This is a genomic window from Roseivirga sp. UBA838 (assembly GCF_002296035.1).
GTDB lineage: Bacteria > Bacteroidota > Bacteroidia > Cytophagales > Cyclobacteriaceae > Roseivirga > Roseivirga thermotolerans.
In genome coordinates, this window is the sequence record NZ_DBHC01000013.1 from 89,198 (window position 1) to 105,366 (window position 16,169).

The window sequence follows — 16,169 nt, forward strand, 5'->3', positions numbered from 1 at the left end:
GATGACCTTACTAGATATAAAGTTGAAGTTGGAAGATCTGAATTCCATAGCTAAAGAAATACATAAGATTGAAGCAGCTGCTGAGGCACTGGCAGAAGGAAACGGCAAAGTAAAACTTGCCATGACTTTCACAAATACGATTAAACCAGAACCAACTGATAAGCCAAATTCCTCTAATGATTACACAGATGCATTGGATGCTGCATTCCATGCTTTATGGACACAATTTCCACCACGAAAAGCAGAATTTACAGGTATTGGGTTTGGACTTGACCCTGCTTATCCAGGAAGAGAACAGAAGTTTGAGGCTAAGTCAAGCACCAATTCATTCTCATCGAAAGTGAGCGATGTAATAGCGCTGGAAGTATTAGGCCACATAATCAGAGAAAAGCGAGAAGAAGCCAAAGCAATAATCAAGCAGCTCGAAGCTATTGGGCTGAAACCTGAACTTATCAATTCACTAATGACTAATTCACCATCATGCAAAGAGACCTGAAGAAACTGATAAAAGACCTGCGCAAAACATTCGAGAAGCACGGCATTGAAGAGCCTGCTTTTGTGATTGCCTTCACCGAGAAAGGCACAGGACATAAAAAGGCCTTTTGGGCTTCTAACATTAACCGGATGGATTCAATCAAAATCACCGGAATGGTTCATGAAAGACTTAAAAGAGAACTTAACTAATCCACCAATGACCATGAAGCAGCATATAATGATAGACATTGAAACGCTTGGCGATCAGTCTAACTCAGTAATCACCAGCATTGCAGCAGTGCCATTCAAGCCCAATGAAGAAGGCTTTCCAGCTGCGAGGTTCTACCAGAAAGTAAGCATTCAAAGCTGTTTAGACCTCGGCCTTCGCGTTAGCGGAGATACACTTGTCTGGTGGCTTAACCAAGACCAAAAGGCTGTTATGGAGATGCTAGAAAATGCCAGACCATTGCAACAGGTAATGCTAGAGCTGTGGGCTTTTATAATGCAGATGAGCAAGCCCGATGTTATTGTATGGTGCAAAGGTGCCCGCTTCGACTTTGGCTTACTCAGAGATGCCTTTAAGGCCTGCTCTCTGGAGGTACCCTGGAAGTTCTGGAACGAGCGCGACCTGCGCACACTGCTAAGTCTTTACCCAGAAGTAAAAAAGCTCGATAGAAGCAACAACTTAGCCCACTCCGCACATCACGATTGCCTGCACCAAATCAAGCAACTGCAATCAATCGCCAAAGAACTTAAGAAAGTAGGATTAGAGATATGAAGCGGCCAGTAAGTTGCGTAGACAATACCTGTGACAGAAGACACGAATGCGGAAGATTTCTAGCAAAAGGACCAGTCAAAAATATATGGCATGCCCAGATTAATAACTACCACGTTTGCAACTACTTCATCACAACCACACAGCATACTCAGATCACATCGGCCCTTAACGGTAAAGGAGTTTACCCAATTGAAGAAATAGATAAATAAGATGTCAGAAATAAGAAATAAGAAGTCAGAGGCTTATAGTTCAGTTTATGATTGGGACAATGTGAAGGAGACTAAACAAGACTGGCAATTTACCAAGTATTGCAGTAAGGAAAGGAAGTGGCTTATGAGGCCTGTTTTTTCAGTGAAATTCAAATGGTCTAATAGGTTTGAAAGAATATCAATAACTGAAGCAATGGAGAATATTTTCTGCGCTGAACATCCAATATTCTCAGTAAGTGATGACCTAAGAAAGTGGATAGCTACTAGTAAGAGGTTCAGCCATTATCTCAATACTTAATACCCAATACTCAATACCCATAACATGAACCACAAACAATTCTTCGCAGTAATAAAGCAGCACGGTATAGACAAGGCCGATATAGTGGAGTTCTATACCGAAGGCCGAACCTCCAGCATCAGGGAAATGAAACCAGCTGAGCAAGCGGCCATGATGGAGCACATTAAAAGCCTGAACGGTACCCAACCCGACTATTGGAAACCGGGACCCGGAGACAAGCAGCGCAAGGCCCTTATGGGTATGGCTTACAAAATGCGATGGGCAAAGCCCGGAGATCACAAAGCTTGTATTGCAGCTATCGATACATGGGCACTTCAGCAGAAATATAAGAAAGCACTCGCAGAGCACACAGAAGACGAGCTTAACACCCTCGTAACCATTATGAGACATAAAGTACTGCCAAGCTTTTTGGCCGGATTGAATAAGTAAGCCCTCCCCTTTAGGGGTCGGGGGGTAATCAGTAATCAGAAAACAGTAAGAAGATGTCAGAAGTCAGATGATTAAAGTTAATAGCTACTTTTCAGGCGCTGGCCTTCTCGATATAGGTTTATGTCAGGCTGGCTTAGAAATTCAAGGGTCTTATGAGATTGATTCACATTGTTGCTCTGTTCAGAGAGCTAACCTTAATCATAAAGTTTATCAATTAGATATTAGTCAAAAGTTGGTTAATGATGAACAGGATTGTGATGTAATGGCTTTCACTTACCCCTGCACCAAGTATAGCACTATTGCTGATATTCATGGTGCCAGAACAGGAGATGAACTCTACTTACATGCCTTTCGCCACATGGCCATTAAAAGGCCTGAAATATACATTGCTGAGAATGTACCAGGTATGAGAGCTTTCCCTATAGTAATGGAAGCCATGACACAATTGCCCGACTATTGGGTAACTACCTTTTGCCCTGTGAAATCTGAAACATGGCTACCTCAGAGAAGACACAGGTTAATTATAATAGGCAGTAGAAAGCCATTCAATTGGAGGGAACCCGTGGCTAAGAAAAGAACTGAGCTTAAGGATATTTTGGAAGAAAACCCACAGGTAAAGATCACTCAGGCCATCATTAATAGAATGAATGGTAAATACAGAGACCTTCCGATTATATCAGACCCTTCTAAAAACGATTTAGCCCCGACCTGTGTAGCTCATTATGCCAAAGACAAAAGCACTAGGTTAGTGAAAGACAAGCGCTTTACTATGGGAGTTAGACCCTATTCAGTGCGTGAGTATGCCCGTTTGCAGGGAGTGCCAGATTGGTACCAGTTCAATTGCAGCGAAACAGCTGCCTATAGAATGATAGGTAATGGTGTTTCCGTTCATGTTGGTGAGTGGCTTGGTAGAGAGATAAAAAGATACTTTAAATAATCAACCTTTTTGATTCACCCATTTAGCTGGGGTTAGGGTTTCTTCAAAAGTGGGGATCGGTTTGCACTTGTAGCTTTTCAGAAAGGTAATTTTAAGAAATTTCTCATTCTTTCCCTGCTCAATTTCCATAGCCAAAGCAGGCGTACCATAAAGCCCAGCTAACCAATACAGATAGTCAGCTAAATGCTCTCTCTTAATTTCCTGGGTTTCGCCTTCTATAATGTCATTCATAATTAGGAGATTCCCGCGCAGGCGGGAATGACATACAAACTTAGTGGTTATTTAACCACCCTTACTCTTTTGTCTTGTAGATCGTTTATTACCGCTTGCACAACGTTAGGGCTTTCAAAGTTATCGGTTTCGCTAAGGGCTTTGCGCAATGTGGTGTAGCTGTGTTTAAAGTCTGGGCGGCTATCAATGTAGAATTTAAGAGTGCTGCGGTGGCCAGCGCTAAACTGCTCAATGGCTTGCACGGCCATAACTCTAGCCTCATCGTACTTCATAATCACAGGTCTGTTTCTTCTTCTGTAAAGTAGGTAAATACCTCCACATAAAAGCACCGCGGCAAAGGGAATAAGTGCCACTAGCCTCCCTTTTCTTTCCTGTTTCTTTCTTACCAGCATTTTCTGGCGTTCCACATCGGCCTCAAACAGCCTGAGCTTCTCTTCGTTCATAATTTCGGTTTGGGCTTTGGTGTAGGCCTGCATCAGGCTATCGTAAGTATCGCCCCAGGCGCGATAGTTGGGGTGGTCTAGCTCATCGCCTGCCTTTTCCATCCACCGGTAAATTGCAAAGAGCTGTTCATCTTGCTCAATGTCGTTAAAGTAGCTCAGGGCACTTTCAAAGCTGGCCAGAGCCAGTTTAGGCTGCTTCATTAGGTACTGGCATTCGCCCATAGCCAGCAGGTCATCAAACAAATACCGGTTTCGCTTTAACTCCGTGTTCATGGCAATGGCCTTTTGGTAGTTCTCCAGTGCGGTTGTGTATTTGCCAAGTTTCATGTAGCAGACGCCAATATTGTGATGGGCCGTGGCATACTTTTTTTCAGGCAAGTTTGGCAGGTCTATAATGCGCTCAAAGTGTGCCTTTGCCTCATTGTATTGGTTAAACTCAAGGTAAGTCATGCCCAGCTCGTGGTGAGCATCTGAATATACCGCCCAGTTTTTCTCAATGGTTTTGTCTAGCAGTTTAGAGAGAATAAGATGAGACTCTTTTGTTTGCCCTGCCTTTCTCAAATATCTAGCCTGAAAAAGGTCTATTTTATCGAGCTGTTCAAAATCGTTATTCTCTGCGGCTCTCTCTGGAAATTCTTCTAAATACTTCTGAAAATAGATTCTCGCAGAATCCATATGCGTTACAGCATCCTTAAAGGCATTCATCCTATTCAGTAATAGACCTAAATTTCTGTGAGCACTGTATTGGTTCCAATAGTCGGCAGTATCTGCCTCCGCAAACAAAGATAATGCCTCAATGTTATGGACATAAGCGCTGGCATTTTTTCGCTGGGTGCTGTATATATGAGCGGCAATCTTTTTGCTTATGGCCATGCTATAAATATCGTTCTCTGCTTTGGCCAGAGCAAAGGCCTTGTCTAGCAAAATGAACGCGGAATCTGGATTAGTTTCTGTGAGTTGATTGGCGTAGTAGTTGAACCATTCTATTGACTGACCTTGAAGTGTGCTGCTTACTAAAAGGAATACAGCAATCAGCCTGACCGATATTGTGCGATTACCCATAGTTGTTTTTCTTAGACCAATACAAAATAGCATAAAAAAAGGCATAGTGAAAAATATCACATGCCTTTTTTAGTTTAAGCGGTTTTTAACGCCTATCAGGTGCCTGCCGGAGGCGTTGGTGGTGGTGGTGGCACGTTTGTGCCCTGCTCTTCATCTTCTTCTTCAGAGCCATCGCCACTATCTGAGCGAACGTTATCTTTAAGCTCTACCGATGGTTCAAGTACCTCCATTGGAGTTATATCGACATCTTCTGAGCAGCCAGTGTTAAACAAAGTAGCCCAGGCAAAGAGTGCTACGGCAAAAAGGGTCTTTAAGTACTTTTTCATTGTTGAAATTTTATAATGATTAATTGAGTAGCAATATACTCAAAAAAACTCACCTAATGAATAAGCGGTATTAAAGCGGTAATCTGCGTTTAAGCATCGTTTAGCCGATATTTTAGAGGTAGTAAAACGGTACAAAAAATTACTTGAAAAAGCCTTTTGAAAGGTCGTTTATAGGTGACATCTTCACCCTAGAGAGACGTCATAGGAGATTAACTTTCAGACTTGTGTTTTACTCAAGCGTGCAAGATTAGAGGGTATTTCACAATTAAAAATCAGCTTTTATGACAACTACAGATCAAACGGGTTTGGTGATAAAAATTCCGTGCGGTAAAGGGGCAGAGCAGTACAGACAGCGAATGGTTATTAGTCTGATCGAGCTGCTGAAGCTGCAAAGCCCTGATACCCTACAGGAAGCCAAGGAGCACAACGACAATGTTTTAGAACTTATTCAGCACCTTACAAGGGCAGAATAAGGGATAAAAAACACATATGTTGAAAGGATTGGACTAAAAATATCCCTTACACCTAGGAAATAACCGCTAAATGCGGTTATTTTTGTTTGTGGCTTATACCAGGGACAATCACTTAAAACGGGTAGCGCACATAATTTCGGTCTATAAGGAGGTTAAGGAAGATGATATACCGGATAGCCGAATAGTGCGGCATATCTTTCCCCAGTACAAAATATTCATCAGTTACAGGCAATGGATGAATATAAAAAACATGCGCCCTTCAGAGTACAAGAACCAGCTTCAACTTTTTTGACAAATAGGTGAAAATAATTCCCTATTTATTTCGTCATTATGACGAATTTATTTATCTTTATATCATAATCAATTAACCAAATCTGGAACAGCCAACCAGCATAAAAAAGAGGCGACAAACACAATGACTAAATTAATAATCGATGTTCAGAAAGTAGAAAAAATCGCTTTCGACAATCCACTAGGTTTCACTATCAATCTTGTAGACCTATCACCCCTCAAAACCGGTATAGTTAGCGCATACGCTGCCACTCAAAATGCTTTTGGCAAGGCTGGCCTTATGAGGGCTTTAAGCCACGCCTACCACCACGAACGAATACTTGGCGGCTGGATGGATAAGAAAAGCGGACATTACTTCTACGATAGCTGCAAGGTGTTCGAGAGTCTGGAAGAGGCTCTAAAGTTCGGAAGAGAGCAGCGGCAAATAGCCATCTACGATCTGGACAATGACAAAGTGATCTTCTGCTAAGGTACGGGGCGAAAGCCCCACCTCTTTGGTTAATTGGTTTAGGTATGAATGTTTAATGATAAATTTTGAATGATGAATAAGATTGAAAAGTTACGAGGCCAGTTGTGGTTTCATACTAAAATGGGTAATACAGGAATGGTGGCCATAGTTAAGGCTAGGTTAGAAAAAGCAATGTTGAATTTTAAAGGTTGAATGATGAATAGGATTAGAAGAAAGGAGTTAGCGGAAATCTGCGCAGCTCTCACTGAATTGGCCGAACGCTTACAGGTAGTCAGAGATGAGGAAGAAGAGGCTTTTGATAATATGCCAGAATCTATGCAATACACCGATAGAGGTGAGCGCATGCAGGAAAATGTAAGTACTATTGATGAATCTATTTCTGAGATAGAAGATAAGGTGTCTGAATTACAGGAACTATAAAGGAGGTAATATGAAAAACTTAGATAAAATACTGCCACATCTTCCTGCGGAGGGAGTGGCCAAACTAGAGGCTGCTGTGCAGCAATACAGCCGCCATGCGAGCATATCTTTTAAAGTGCTAACTATAGTTGGTGTGGAGACAAATGAGCCAGCGGCCACTATACGCGTAACGCAAGAGCGTAATGCCCGCGGCAAGTACCTGACGGCCGATGAGCTGCGCGACAGGGCTAAAGACCTTTTTGCAGAGCTGCTGCCGGGCTGGACCATTCACACCCGCCCGATCATCTATACCCCCTCACCCGCTGAGGCGGTAACGGTAGAATGGATTGAAAAGCAGATTAAGAAGCACCAAATTAACCTAAAGATACTGAGCCAGGAGCTGGGGGTAAACTACAAAAGTCTGAGTAAGCTATTGAATGGCTATGACGGTCGGCAACTTACTGAGTTTCAGAAAGCGGCTTTTTATTTTTATTTTGAGTGTCGGAAAAACAAATAAACATGGAACAACAAACATACGACCTCATTTTGGTTGGCGGAGCTGTGGTGCAGCTAATCGCCCTTATTGTATTCTTCGTAATGGCTTATAATGTGTCAAAAATTGCAAAGAGTAAAGCCTCTAGCGAAGAAGGTTGGAAAAATATATACAGGAAAGAAATTACTCTTGGAAGAAATGATAAAGCTTTGAATGCGCTGCACGAAGCTTTATGGATAAGGTATAAGGAGTTTGTTAGTGGAATGGGAAATCACCAAATAAGAGTAGAGAATGTTAAGAGCATGAGAGATGAGTACGAGCCCAAACTTAAAGAGCTTGGAGCAGAATGGCCAGAGAGGTTGGTTTGATGGCTGGCAGATTTTAGAAGTGTACTATGACCACCCCTAACCCCTCCTTAACAAGGAGGGGAATAGGCGTAAAATGATTAAATTAGTTTGTTAAGACTCCTAGCCCCTCCTTAGTAAGGAGGGGAATTGGCTTGTGCAAGCCTCTGAATGAAGGCAATTATAACTTTTAACTAAAATAAATATGCAATGGAAGAAGAAGAAAAAAGATCAATCTATGACTTACAGCTTCATGAGGCTCAGTTGTTTGGTCATCTAATGGTGCAGCGTGTTCCTGGCGGGTGGGTTTACTTTAGCAATGATAGTTCTGGTTTAAGCACCTTTGTGCCTTACAGTGGTGAGTTCAAGGAGAAAAAGCCTTTTAAAATTAAACAAAGATAAAGTTGAAAAGCCCCAATTAAGGGGCTTTTTCTTTTAGAGCTTTTTGAGTCTGCGGTAGCCTATGAGTTGGGTTTTTGGGTAGGCCATGGCGCAGGCCATATTTCCCTGATTGCCGCCAAACATGTAGACGTATTCTTTGTCATCGTTGAGGTAAAAGCCAACGTGGCCTTTCTTTAGTTTCGTGCCGGGTATCAGTTCATCTTTATGAGCACCACGCCAGAGAATTACAATATCGCCTGGTGTGGGTTTCTTTGGCTCCCAGCCTTTGCTTTCGTACTCCCGGGCGTTAACTCCTCCGGTGCCTTCATAGCCCATTTGCTTACAGCAGTAGCTTACCATTGCCGCACACCATGCGGTTTCATCGTTAGTGGCCCAGCTGTGGCCGAGGTCTTTGAAGTATTTCATTATCTCCGGGTTGTTCTTGTCTGCTCCCGGGTGCTCCTTAATGCCGTACTGGCTCAGGGCGAAGGTTAATAGGTCTTGCATATTTGAAGTATTTAGTACAGAGTATTGAGAGTTTTGAGTTATCGGTTATCAGTAATTGAGTTTCACTCATACACTATTCCCCTTCCGGTTCATACATGTAGCTGGTTTCGAAGTAGAGGTTGGTGACCATTAGGCCATCTTGGCGAAGTTCCTCTTCGTTGCCTACTTGTGCCCACTCGTTGAAGGTGGCGGTTTCCCATAGGTTAAAGGTGGCTTCTACTTTCTCCACCACATCGAAGTAAGCGAGTGACTGATCTAGTGCCTCATCGCTTTGCCCTTTGTAGTTTTCTCCCATAAAGTCGAACACCAGGCGAAGGGTAATGCGGAGGTCGCGCTTTTGCTTGCCATCTCCACGTTCGAAAATACCGGTGGTGTCGAACCTGATGAGGCAAGAGTGAGATGGTACCTGTGGCCTGATGTCGTACTGGTCGAGCTGGCCTTTGTCTTTGTCTACCCAAACCAATTCGGGTACCTCGTTAAACTTGGTGAGAATGTCTTTGAAAATCTGCTTCATACCTGTTTTTTAAATTCGTGTTTCAGTCTGGTTAAGTATCGTTGATAGATTCCATTGGAGTGCCCAATAAATTGGCGTTGCGGCATTCTAATGCTGTAGGCCTTAAATGTGAAGCCTTGCCCGGCAGTGGTACCACGGCTAAACCTTCCTTTTTTCAGCCCGCTTTTGAACCGGTTGCGCCTGAAGGTTTCCGATCGGGCGGCTCTTTGAATTACACCGCCTTCATTGTGAATTCTGGCGTAGGGTGTTTTGCTGTCTCCTGCGGTGATCACCACGCGGTGAGGGCTAATTTCACCTTCCTGAATGGAGTTAACCAGGTTAGAGCTGCGCACCATTTGCGAGCCTTTCTTTGGCTTGTATTTAGGGCTATTGGCTGGCCATGGTTTACCGTCCCACGCCTTTTTAGTAAAAGCTCCTTTAGATTCTTCCTGAACGGTTTCACTGAGTAGAATAGGCGCTTTCTCCCTAAAGAACTGCCTTTGGTTGCTGAAGTGCTTTACTATGTACTGACGGCCTTTCATTTGATCAACAGTCCCTTTCTGTAGGCTTCCACATCGGCAGCGTTTTTCAGGCTGAACCATTTATTGAGCTTGCGCACTTTACCTTTCAGGGTTCCTACGGCCACGAGCGTACTGCCATTGAAGTAGCGGATATAGACCAGCCTGTTCGGCTGATCTGCCAACTCTGCGGCATTGAGCCAAACCTCATCCGGGCTTTGCAGTGCTTGCTCCAGAGCCAGTGTAAGAGCCAAACGTACTTTGCTCATGCTGCTTACATGGTGCTGTCGCTGGTTGTAGTCTTCAATTACCCGCCTATCGTTTATCAGATCGAGGCCAGCATAGAACTCTTCTTCTGTGCCCTCATAGGTTGGAGCTTCTTCTTTGGCTTTACTGCTCAGGTCTTCGGCTGTAGCTAGTTTGTAGTTCTCATGGTTGAGTGCGTTGAACTTCTTGTAAGCCTCAGTGAGCACTTTCGGGTATTGTTGCTCAGCGGTGAACACTTCGCCCAGATCGGCACGGTTTACGCCAAAGCCCTGATTCTTTGCCCGCTCGAAAGCTTTGGTTCGCATGTAGGCTTCCACTCGTTCCTCCATCTTCTTAAAGTCGATGTCGGCTACTTCAGCCGCTTGGCGTGGTACCAGATAGCAGCGGCAATTCCAATCGTTTGGCGGGAATATGATTTTCCAGAACTTATGGTTAGCTGGGAGTATAATACCATCCATTGCGGCATGTTCATCCCTTACCTTATCATCACCAATAGTCTTATACTCCCAGTAAGGGAATAGATCGGTTCTACCCATTAGGCGGTGATAGGTGGCCGAGGCCTTACCAATGAGGTTGGCGGTATTGTATTCGGTTTCCAGCCACTGGCGGTTAAAGGTTTTGGTGAGCTGCAATGCGGCCACTTCAAACTCTCTAAAGCTTTTCGCTTTGCGGAAGAGTTTGTTTAGCTCTTGCAACTGCACTGAGGTTTTGCCTGCACTAAAGTGGAAAAGGTTCAGTTCAAAAGCCGTGAGTAGCATAGGGTTATCTATGCCATAGGCCACGCCCACACGAAGCTCTGCTTTCTGCTGTTCAATGCCCTCGGCAAAGCTCTGCTGAAGAATGGAGGCCGTGCGCTGAAATAGCTTAGCATCCCACTCTAGTTTGCCCTCAGCATCCCAAACCCGTTTAATGAGCGGTTTATCTGCAATGCGCCCCTTTTTGGGTAGGTTCAAAGCCAAGTGCTGGCAACAGCTATGCGCTTTGTGGGGGTCTCCAGCTGAGTTCCCCGCCTGACTCGCGGGGTTCGTTCGAAAAAAGTTCTGGATCTTCTTTTTGAATGTTGATTAAAGCCTGTTTAAAGAGCTTATAAACTGGGGTGAAATCGTCTTCAATTTTGCCGCTCTCTGCCAGTTTTACGATGATGGCGCGAAGGTCTTCTTCGGTCATCTTTTTGCCTTCCTCCGGAGGAGTGCCATCGGCTTTCTTCTCGATCACCTCGACACCGAATTTCTGTTTAATCCATTCAGGGTCTATGTTGTAGTGCGAGAGTAGGCCTTGAACATATTTCCAAAGCGCATCCAAGTCTTCCGCTTCCTGGTACTCCAGTGTGAGCTCTCCTTTGAGCAGGCCGTGTTTTACAAGTGCCGGAATAATGGTGTTATTCCATTCTTCTTCCAGTAATGCCAAATCTGACTTCACTAGTTGCCAAAGAATATCCATGGCCACTTTGTCTTTGGCTTCGCTGCCGTTGTCTGTATTCTGGCCTAGAATGGCCCCGGAGATTACCAGACAGATTTCATCTCTACAGAGTTCAATCAGCTCTTTGTAAACGTCTCCGCTGGCGTTGCCCGGCTTGGCAAACTCAAAGCTTTCGGTATCATCTATAATGAACCAGGCAGCGGCTCCCATGTCGCGCATCATCTTTTCAGCTCTGCGGAGCATAGAAGGGTTTTGGGTGTTCGTCTTCAATACCCTTGGCGGTATGCCGTAGATTTCGCAAAGTTCACTCCAGCAGCTTTGGGCAAAGCGCTTAAAGAGTACGTGACTCACTACCTTATTCAGCAGGCCGTCACCTTCCTGAACAAACTCTAAAATGTAGGTACCGTACTCAGGCAGCTCTCTGTATAGGGTATAATTCACCAGATCGCCATAGTCTGGGTAGAATTTGCCTGTTTGTGGTACCACGTTCTCGCGTGGTATTAGTTCGGGAACCAACACCATCTTATCGTTCACCTTAGCCATTGCTAGCTGGACTAAAGAATACTTATGGTAAATGCTTTCGAGCACCTTCTTAGTGAGGTATCGGTAAATTGGCATTTTAGCCAATGCCTTGGTTTGCTCTTCGTCTACATCGCCATTGGCATTCTTTAAAGAGAACTCGGTGCTAAATACCTGGTTGGTTCGGTTCTCGATCTGACTGCTGAGCAATGCATCTTTGAGAATATCGGTATAAAGCTTTTGAATGGCATAGTTCTGTGGGTCCTCTGCTAAGTGCATTAGGTTCTGGGCAGAGTTCCACATGCGAATATCTTGCTTGGTTTGAGTTACCGACTTTGGCACCCAATCCATTACCCTTTTCATTTCGCCATATTTGCCTACGCGGTATTGTCCGCCTACTTTGGAGTTTGTTGCCATAAGTTTATGTTGTAAATGGGTCGTCTGGGTCTACTACCTCAGAAAACCCGTAATGATCGAATTTTAATCTGCTGCCTGCTCTCATGATCTTATCTGCCTCTTCTTCTTCAGCTACAGGCCATGCATCTTGCAGCTGCTGGCCATAGCGTTCTAATGCTTTGAGGGCATCTTTATAGTTCATGTGTGCCAGCTCCATGTCTATGCCTGCATTGCTGTTCTGAATGAACTTCCATTTGGCTACGTGCTTAATCTGGTCTATCAGATCGCTGTAGATGGTGTCTTTGTCTTCGGTGTCAGCGGCAAAGATTGTTTCTGTGTCGTATCTACCCAGATAGCTGGCGGCCAATACCTGAGCTGAGGTAATTGCCTTGGTGAGCTTGGTGGTATCTCCGGCCTTAATGGCTGCAATACTCTGCGCGGAGATGTGGGTGGTCATGTCTGATTCGGTGATGAAGGCCATGGGGGTTGGGTTATCAGTTATCAGTTAATCGGGAATTAGTATTTCTTGCCATGATCAAATGGTATTTTCCTTCCATCTCCTTTAATTCCATTGGTTCTAAATGGTGGAATAATCCCCCGGTCTTCGACCACCCCCTTTTCTAAAGGGGGAATGTTGGTGCTCTTGATAGATATTAGATATTTAATAACGGGGTATGGCATTTGATTTAATGTGAACTCTCGGAGAGTTCTAGGCAGATCATTGCTGTTTACTACTCTGATTTGTGCCCATATTTTTGACCATTGAGCATTTGGTATATTGAATACTCTTGCCCATTCAGCCTTTAATTGTTCTCCATTGATCGGATAGAATTCTTCAAGATTTAATAGTTCGATTTCCATTATTCCTAGTTGTTAAAAGTGACGGTCTACTTGTTGTGCGACTACGTAGTTTGAGCTGGCGCGCCTTGTGGCTACGTTTACATTACTGAATGCTCCATGGAAGGCATCGGGACCATCGTCATGGGCTTTGCTACCTTTTTCGAATGCCAGAAACTGCTCAATGAGTGTTTGCTGATCGGGCGTTTTGTTGTCTGCATTGAAAAATACCTTGTGCGTTTCGAAGAAACCGGAGAGTGATTCTATCCGGTTAAACTTGTCTTCTTTTGGCCGCTTGTCTGCTACCATGGGAATGTAGTAGCCCCGCTGATCGCCTATAAGGTCGAAGTCGTGCGTGAACTGGTCCATGGCAAAGAGGCCTTCAATTTTGTACTGTATGTTGAACCTGTTTAGGCCAAACATCTCATACATATCATAGAGCCAAATGGCGCAATCTCTTCGGCTGCTCTGGCGTAGGTAGGTCATTAGCTCGTGGAACTCGCGGCCATGCTTGCCGAGCAGTATAAGGGCTTTGTAGTCGCCCTGGTCTTTGTAAGACATATCGCCATAGAAACAGAGGGAATCGTAAGTTTTGAGGCGGTAGGGGCTTTTAAAGTGTATCTGCTCGTTTTTGAATATGGCACCGTCTTGAATATGCACGTGCATATACTCCCTCATAAATGAGCGATACTTGGTATTGAACAGTTCGCGCCAATATTCTGGACTGGCTTTCTCTGGCCACTCTGGTTCAAAGGTTGTGAGGTTCTTAACAGCACATACTGTGAGCACTTTGAAGACTACATTAGGCGCATGGCCACTGAGCTTTTGTTTTTCAATGGCCTTTAGGAAGAAGTTCTTAAGCCTGTTGGTGATACTGTTATTATGGAAGTTGTTATTGGCATAAATGAACCTTCTTCGGGCATTGTCGGCAGAATCGAACAGACCCCAAATGTCTTCTGTAATTTTGTCTTCAGCCAAGCGCATGAGCCTATCATTTTCTACATGCTCTTTGCTATCTACATCATCTACCACAATGTAGTCTGGTCGCTCTGACTGATCTCGCGCACCTCTTGGGTTTTGCGTGAAACCCATTGCGCGAAATCTTACCCCGTCAGTAGTCGAGAAATTGCCCGTAGCCCAAGAGCCATGTTGGAATTTTTCGCCATAATCATTTTTAAGGCTTTTGTTGTGGGTGAGCTGCACCTGAATACCAGCTAAAAGCTCAGCGGCTTTGGGGTCTGTTTCGCCAATAATCATGAGGTATTTGATCTCATGTTTTACGAGGTATAGATAGAGCGGAATGCCCATATCTAAGTGAACAGACTTGGCTCCGCTTCTATAGATTTCTGCGAGGAAGTTGATGCGCTTATGGTTAATGATGTCATTAGCCATTTCACGGTGAAACCATGCACTTTTAACCTTAGCAAAAGAGTCAACGCCACCAAAATGATACTCGAACCACTTGATGTAGTCTTTCTCTAACTCAATAATGCGCTTCTGCTTCGCTTGAGGAGACTCATGTATATTGATGGCAGTGGCCTTGGCAATGTGAGCACAGTGCCTTTCATAGTCAGCCAGCAGCTTAAGATATTTCTTCTCTTCTATATACATTTAGCCGTCTATTTTTATTCTATGCTGCAAAAAGCGCAGGTGTAGCGGAAGCATTTTACTGGCCAATAAGGGGTCTATTTCGGCAGTGAATGAGTCGAGGTCTTCAAGTACCTTCTTCACTACAAATGGGTCTATCTTCTTATCGAGCCTATCGAGCGCAGCATTGAGTTTACTAATGGCATCGGCCTTTAACTGTGGTTCATTGCCCTGGGCTACGCTTAGGAGTTCTTGCTGTAGCAGCTGTTTGATCTTAACCGGGCTGGCGTGGTAGTTCTGGCGTTTGTCATCCCAATTATATAGGCGTCTCCAGCGGCTTACTGTCTTGGGCTCTATACCATATAGTACAGCAACCTCTTCGCCAGTTGCATCATAGTTTTCTATGAACCAATCTTCTGCCTGCTGACATACTTTAGATTTCTTCTTAGCCATCTGTGGGATTTGATTTGAGAATCAAATCTGGCTCAAAACGATACGGGAGAAAAATAACAGCGCAAGGATTGCACAACTATTTCTGGGGGTTGATAATAGGTGAAATATTTGTCCTATACAATTACGAACAGAAGCGCAGCACCCTATGCCAACCTTTGTCTTTAATAATGAGAAACAGACTAACAGCTACGGATTCAGAATAAAGAATTCGGGTGGAAAGTTTGAGCGCTTTGATGCCAACTCGGTGATGCTTGACACTCACAGAGATTGGGACTTGGGCGCAGTAATAGGTGGCTGGACTAACCGCAGGGTTGAAGGCGATGAATTGCTGGGTGACAGCAAAATATTCACCAAGAATGAGCGCGGAAGGGAGATCAACGATAAGGTTAATGATGGCTTTATAAAAGGTTGCTCAATGGGCATAACCTTTAGTAAGGACAAACTGGTGTTGATGGCTGATGGTGTTTATGAACTCACTGAATGGGAGTTGATGGAATGCTCATTGGTGCCGGTTCCTTCTAACTCCAAATCTGTGGTGAGGCTCTACGACCCTGTGACTGAAGAGCTAATGACCGAAGATGAGGTGAAGCTGGCTCTTAGTGCGGTTTCTGGTGCACCTGTTCCGCAACCCAACCCGACACAAATTTCAAAAGAAGATACGATGGAAAAATTTCAATTGAGCATGACCGCTCGCACTTCACTAATGAAGCATGGTAATCTTGGAGACCCTTCAGATGCGGCACAAATAAACCTCGCTATTGAGGCTATGGCTGGTGAGCTGTCTAAGGCTCAATCCGATTTTGATGCCGAGAGAAAAGCTCATGAAGCCCTAAAGGCTAAATGGGAAAAGCACCTGAAGGCTGAGGCTACCAGTATGGTGGAAACTGCCATTCTGGAAGGCAAGCTAACTGCTGGAGATAAAGAGGCATGGATTACAGATGCCCAGCAAAACCCTGAAATGGTGAAGCGTATGCTTTCGGTAATTCCTGCAAAGAAAAAGTTGAGCGCAGAATCTAGTAATACCGGTTACGCTCACCCTAAAACTGTGGATGATTTCGAGAAGCTGGACATAAAGGCCCAATTGGCTTTTAAAGCCGACTTCCCTGATGAGTACGCCAACCTTTTTAAGTAGGCGT

At 44.3% G+C, this 16,169-nt stretch carries 24 protein-coding genes; 12 read left to right on the plus strand and 12 right to left on the minus strand.

Annotated features, from left to right (window positions below; translation table 11 throughout):
• Window position 1: 1 nt before the first annotated feature.
• The 5 genes from B3O12_RS04745 to B3O12_RS04765 all read left to right on the plus strand — a co-directional run bounded on the left by B3O12_RS04745 (window position 2) and on the right by B3O12_RS04765 (window position 3,125).
• Window positions 2-496 carry a hypothetical protein gene (locus B3O12_RS04745; protein ID WP_286755481.1) on the plus strand — a complete coding sequence of 165 codons (495 nt, stop codon included), beginning with the start codon at window positions 2-4 and terminating at the stop codon, window positions 494-496.
• Window positions 481-684, plus strand: a complete 204-nt coding sequence (locus tag B3O12_RS04750; protein WP_286755482.1) for a hypothetical protein — start codon at window positions 481-483, stop codon at window positions 682-684. The genes B3O12_RS04745 and B3O12_RS04750 overlap by 16 nt, the downstream gene beginning before the upstream one ends.
• The gene (locus B3O12_RS04755; protein WP_286755483.1) at window positions 656-1,252 is read left to right on the plus strand and encodes a 3'-5' exonuclease; all 597 of its coding nucleotides are present in this window, start codon (window positions 656-658) and stop codon (window positions 1,250-1,252) included. The genes B3O12_RS04750 and B3O12_RS04755 overlap by 29 nt, the downstream gene beginning before the upstream one ends.
• Window positions 1,253-1,783: 531 nt before the next feature.
• Complete coding sequence (locus tag B3O12_RS04760) at window positions 1,784-2,188, plus strand: hypothetical protein (RefSeq protein WP_286755484.1); 405 nt, start codon at window positions 1,784-1,786, stop codon at window positions 2,186-2,188.
• A gap of 67 nt (window positions 2,189-2,255) precedes the next feature.
• A complete protein-coding gene (locus tag B3O12_RS04765; protein WP_286755485.1) occupies window positions 2,256-3,125 on the plus strand; it encodes a DNA cytosine methyltransferase in 870 nt (289 codons plus the stop codon).
• Here B3O12_RS04765 and B3O12_RS04770 read toward each other — a convergent pair whose 3' ends face one another.
• From B3O12_RS04770 to B3O12_RS04780, 3 genes are all read right to left on the minus strand, one after another.
• The gene (locus B3O12_RS04770) at window positions 3,126-3,356 is read right to left on the minus strand and encodes a hypothetical protein (protein ID WP_286755486.1); all 231 of its coding nucleotides are present in this window, start codon (window positions 3,354-3,356) and stop codon (window positions 3,126-3,128) included.
• Window positions 3,357-3,403: 47 nt separating this feature from the next.
• Window positions 3,404-4,861 carry a tetratricopeptide repeat protein gene (locus B3O12_RS04775; RefSeq protein WP_286755487.1) on the minus strand — a complete coding sequence of 486 codons (1,458 nt, stop codon included), beginning with the start codon at window positions 4,859-4,861 and terminating at the stop codon, window positions 3,404-3,406.
• Window positions 4,862-4,956: 95 nt separating this feature from the next.
• The gene (locus tag B3O12_RS04780) at window positions 4,957-5,187 is read right to left on the minus strand and encodes a hypothetical protein (protein ID WP_286755488.1); all 231 of its coding nucleotides are present in this window, start codon (window positions 5,185-5,187) and stop codon (window positions 4,957-4,959) included.
• Window positions 5,188-5,468: 281 nt separating this feature from the next.
• Between B3O12_RS04780 and B3O12_RS04785 the strand changes: the two genes are divergently transcribed.
• From B3O12_RS04785 to B3O12_RS04810, 6 genes are all read left to right on the plus strand, one after another.
• Window positions 5,469-5,660, plus strand: a complete 192-nt coding sequence (locus B3O12_RS04785) for a hypothetical protein (protein WP_286755489.1) — start codon at window positions 5,469-5,471, stop codon at window positions 5,658-5,660.
• A gap of 415 nt (window positions 5,661-6,075) precedes the next feature.
• On the plus strand, window positions 6,076-6,420 hold the full coding sequence (locus B3O12_RS04790; RefSeq protein WP_286755490.1) for a hypothetical protein: 345 nt from the start codon (window positions 6,076-6,078) through the stop codon (window positions 6,418-6,420).
• 195 nt (window positions 6,421-6,615) lie between these two features.
• On the plus strand, window positions 6,616-6,840 hold the full coding sequence (locus B3O12_RS04795) for a hypothetical protein (RefSeq protein ID WP_286755491.1): 225 nt from the start codon (window positions 6,616-6,618) through the stop codon (window positions 6,838-6,840).
• Window positions 6,841-6,850: 10 nt separating this feature from the next.
• Window positions 6,851-7,336, plus strand: a complete 486-nt coding sequence (locus tag B3O12_RS04800) for a hypothetical protein (protein WP_286755492.1) — start codon at window positions 6,851-6,853, stop codon at window positions 7,334-7,336.
• A 2-nt stretch (window positions 7,337-7,338) separates the two neighbouring features.
• Window positions 7,339-7,680 carry a hypothetical protein gene (locus B3O12_RS04805; RefSeq protein WP_286755493.1) on the plus strand — a complete coding sequence of 114 codons (342 nt, stop codon included), beginning with the start codon at window positions 7,339-7,341 and terminating at the stop codon, window positions 7,678-7,680.
• 186 nt (window positions 7,681-7,866) lie between these two features.
• Window positions 7,867-8,058, plus strand: coding sequence for a hypothetical protein (locus B3O12_RS04810; RefSeq protein WP_286755494.1), 192 nt, complete (start codon window positions 7,867-7,869; stop codon window positions 8,056-8,058).
• A gap of 33 nt (window positions 8,059-8,091) precedes the next feature.
• On the opposite strand, the gene B3O12_RS04815 is transcribed toward B3O12_RS04810, so the two are convergent.
• The 9 genes from B3O12_RS04815 to B3O12_RS04855 form a co-directional block, all read right to left on the minus strand.
• A complete protein-coding gene (locus B3O12_RS04815) occupies window positions 8,092-8,544 on the minus strand; it encodes a TIGR02594 family protein (protein WP_286755495.1) in 453 nt (150 codons plus the stop codon).
• A gap of 73 nt (window positions 8,545-8,617) precedes the next feature.
• Window positions 8,618-9,058 (minus strand): hypothetical protein, encoded by a 441-nt coding sequence (locus tag B3O12_RS04820; protein ID WP_286755496.1) that lies wholly within the window; start codon window positions 9,056-9,058, stop codon window positions 8,618-8,620.
• On the minus strand, window positions 9,055-9,579 hold the full coding sequence (locus tag B3O12_RS04825; RefSeq protein ID WP_286755497.1) for a phage virion morphogenesis protein: 525 nt from the start codon (window positions 9,577-9,579) through the stop codon (window positions 9,055-9,057). Before B3O12_RS04825 ends, B3O12_RS04820 begins: the two co-directional genes overlap by 4 nt.
• Entirely contained in the window at window positions 9,576-10,775 is a 1,200-nt protein-coding gene (locus B3O12_RS04830) for a phage minor head protein (RefSeq protein ID WP_286755498.1), read from the minus strand. Before B3O12_RS04830 ends, B3O12_RS04825 begins: the two co-directional genes overlap by 4 nt.
• Before the next feature lie 19 nt (window positions 10,776-10,794).
• Entirely contained in the window at window positions 10,795-12,177 is a 1,383-nt protein-coding gene (locus tag B3O12_RS04835; RefSeq protein WP_286755499.1) for a phage portal protein family protein, read from the minus strand.
• 4 nt (window positions 12,178-12,181) lie between these two features.
• Complete coding sequence (locus tag B3O12_RS04840) at window positions 12,182-12,637, minus strand: hypothetical protein (protein ID WP_286755500.1); 456 nt, start codon at window positions 12,635-12,637, stop codon at window positions 12,182-12,184.
• A 35-nt stretch (window positions 12,638-12,672) separates the two neighbouring features.
• Complete coding sequence (locus B3O12_RS04845) at window positions 12,673-13,017, minus strand: hypothetical protein (RefSeq protein ID WP_286755501.1); 345 nt, start codon at window positions 13,015-13,017, stop codon at window positions 12,673-12,675.
• 12 nt (window positions 13,018-13,029) lie between these two features.
• Window positions 13,030-14,604: a phage terminase large subunit gene (gene terL, locus B3O12_RS04850; RefSeq protein WP_286755502.1), complete on the minus strand. Its 1,575-nt coding sequence runs from the start codon at window positions 14,602-14,604 to the stop codon at window positions 13,030-13,032.
• Window positions 14,605-15,033 carry a hypothetical protein gene (locus B3O12_RS04855; RefSeq protein WP_286755503.1) on the minus strand — a complete coding sequence of 143 codons (429 nt, stop codon included), beginning with the start codon at window positions 15,031-15,033 and terminating at the stop codon, window positions 14,605-14,607.
• 145 nt (window positions 15,034-15,178) lie between these two features.
• Between B3O12_RS04855 and B3O12_RS04860 the strand changes: the two genes are divergently transcribed.
• The gene (locus tag B3O12_RS04860; protein WP_286755504.1) at window positions 15,179-16,165 is read left to right on the plus strand and encodes an HK97 family phage prohead protease; all 987 of its coding nucleotides are present in this window, start codon (window positions 15,179-15,181) and stop codon (window positions 16,163-16,165) included.
• The last annotated feature ends 4 nt before the right edge of the window (window positions 16,166-16,169 follow it).

What these genes read in the sequence shown, in the direction of transcription:
- B3O12_RS04745 (WP_286755481.1), top strand. Translation starts at nt 2, where the DNA reads ATGACCTTACTAGATATAAAGTTGAAGTTGGAAGATCTGAATTCCATA.
- B3O12_RS04750 (WP_286755482.1), top strand. Translation starts at nt 481, where the DNA reads ATGCAAAGAGACCTGAAGAAACTGATAAAAGACCTGCGCAAAACATTC.
- B3O12_RS04755 (WP_286755483.1), top strand. Translation starts at nt 656, where the DNA reads ATGAAAGACTTAAAAGAGAACTTAACTAATCCACCAATGACCATGAAG.
- B3O12_RS04760 (WP_286755484.1), top strand. Translation starts at nt 1,784, where the DNA reads ATGAACCACAAACAATTCTTCGCAGTAATAAAGCAGCACGGTATAGAC.
- B3O12_RS04765 (WP_286755485.1), top strand. Translation starts at nt 2,256, where the DNA reads ATGATTAAAGTTAATAGCTACTTTTCAGGCGCTGGCCTTCTCGATATA.
- B3O12_RS04770 (WP_286755486.1), bottom strand. Translation starts at nt 3,356, where the DNA reads ATGAATGACATTATAGAAGGCGAAACCCAGGAAATTAAGAGAGAGCAT.
- B3O12_RS04775 (WP_286755487.1), bottom strand. Translation starts at nt 4,861, where the DNA reads ATGGGTAATCGCACAATATCGGTCAGGCTGATTGCTGTATTCCTTTTA.
- B3O12_RS04780 (WP_286755488.1), bottom strand. Translation starts at nt 5,187, where the DNA reads ATGAAAAAGTACTTAAAGACCCTTTTTGCCGTAGCACTCTTTGCCTGG.
- B3O12_RS04785 (WP_286755489.1), top strand. Translation starts at nt 5,469, where the DNA reads ATGACAACTACAGATCAAACGGGTTTGGTGATAAAAATTCCGTGCGGT.
- B3O12_RS04790 (WP_286755490.1), top strand. Translation starts at nt 6,076, where the DNA reads ATGACTAAATTAATAATCGATGTTCAGAAAGTAGAAAAAATCGCTTTC.
- B3O12_RS04795 (WP_286755491.1), top strand. Translation starts at nt 6,616, where the DNA reads ATGAATAGGATTAGAAGAAAGGAGTTAGCGGAAATCTGCGCAGCTCTC.
- B3O12_RS04800 (WP_286755492.1), top strand. Translation starts at nt 6,851, where the DNA reads ATGAAAAACTTAGATAAAATACTGCCACATCTTCCTGCGGAGGGAGTG.
- B3O12_RS04805 (WP_286755493.1), top strand. Translation starts at nt 7,339, where the DNA reads ATGGAACAACAAACATACGACCTCATTTTGGTTGGCGGAGCTGTGGTG.
- B3O12_RS04810 (WP_286755494.1), top strand. Translation starts at nt 7,867, where the DNA reads ATGGAAGAAGAAGAAAAAAGATCAATCTATGACTTACAGCTTCATGAG.
- B3O12_RS04815 (WP_286755495.1), bottom strand. Translation starts at nt 8,544, where the DNA reads ATGCAAGACCTATTAACCTTCGCCCTGAGCCAGTACGGCATTAAGGAG.
- B3O12_RS04820 (WP_286755496.1), bottom strand. Translation starts at nt 9,058, where the DNA reads ATGAAGCAGATTTTCAAAGACATTCTCACCAAGTTTAACGAGGTACCC.
- B3O12_RS04825 (WP_286755497.1), bottom strand. Translation starts at nt 9,579, where the DNA reads ATGAAAGGCCGTCAGTACATAGTAAAGCACTTCAGCAACCAAAGGCAG.
- B3O12_RS04835 (WP_286755499.1), bottom strand. Translation starts at nt 12,177, where the DNA reads ATGGCAACAAACTCCAAAGTAGGCGGACAATACCGCGTAGGCAAATAT.
- B3O12_RS04840 (WP_286755500.1), bottom strand. Translation starts at nt 12,637, where the DNA reads ATGGCCTTCATCACCGAATCAGACATGACCACCCACATCTCCGCGCAG.
- B3O12_RS04845 (WP_286755501.1), bottom strand. Translation starts at nt 13,017, where the DNA reads ATGGAAATCGAACTATTAAATCTTGAAGAATTCTATCCGATCAATGGA.
- terL (WP_286755502.1), bottom strand. Translation starts at nt 14,604, where the DNA reads ATGTATATAGAAGAGAAGAAATATCTTAAGCTGCTGGCTGACTATGAA.
- B3O12_RS04855 (WP_286755503.1), bottom strand. Translation starts at nt 15,033, where the DNA reads ATGGCTAAGAAGAAATCTAAAGTATGTCAGCAGGCAGAAGATTGGTTC.
- B3O12_RS04860 (WP_286755504.1), top strand. Translation starts at nt 15,179, where the DNA reads ATGCCAACCTTTGTCTTTAATAATGAGAAACAGACTAACAGCTACGGA.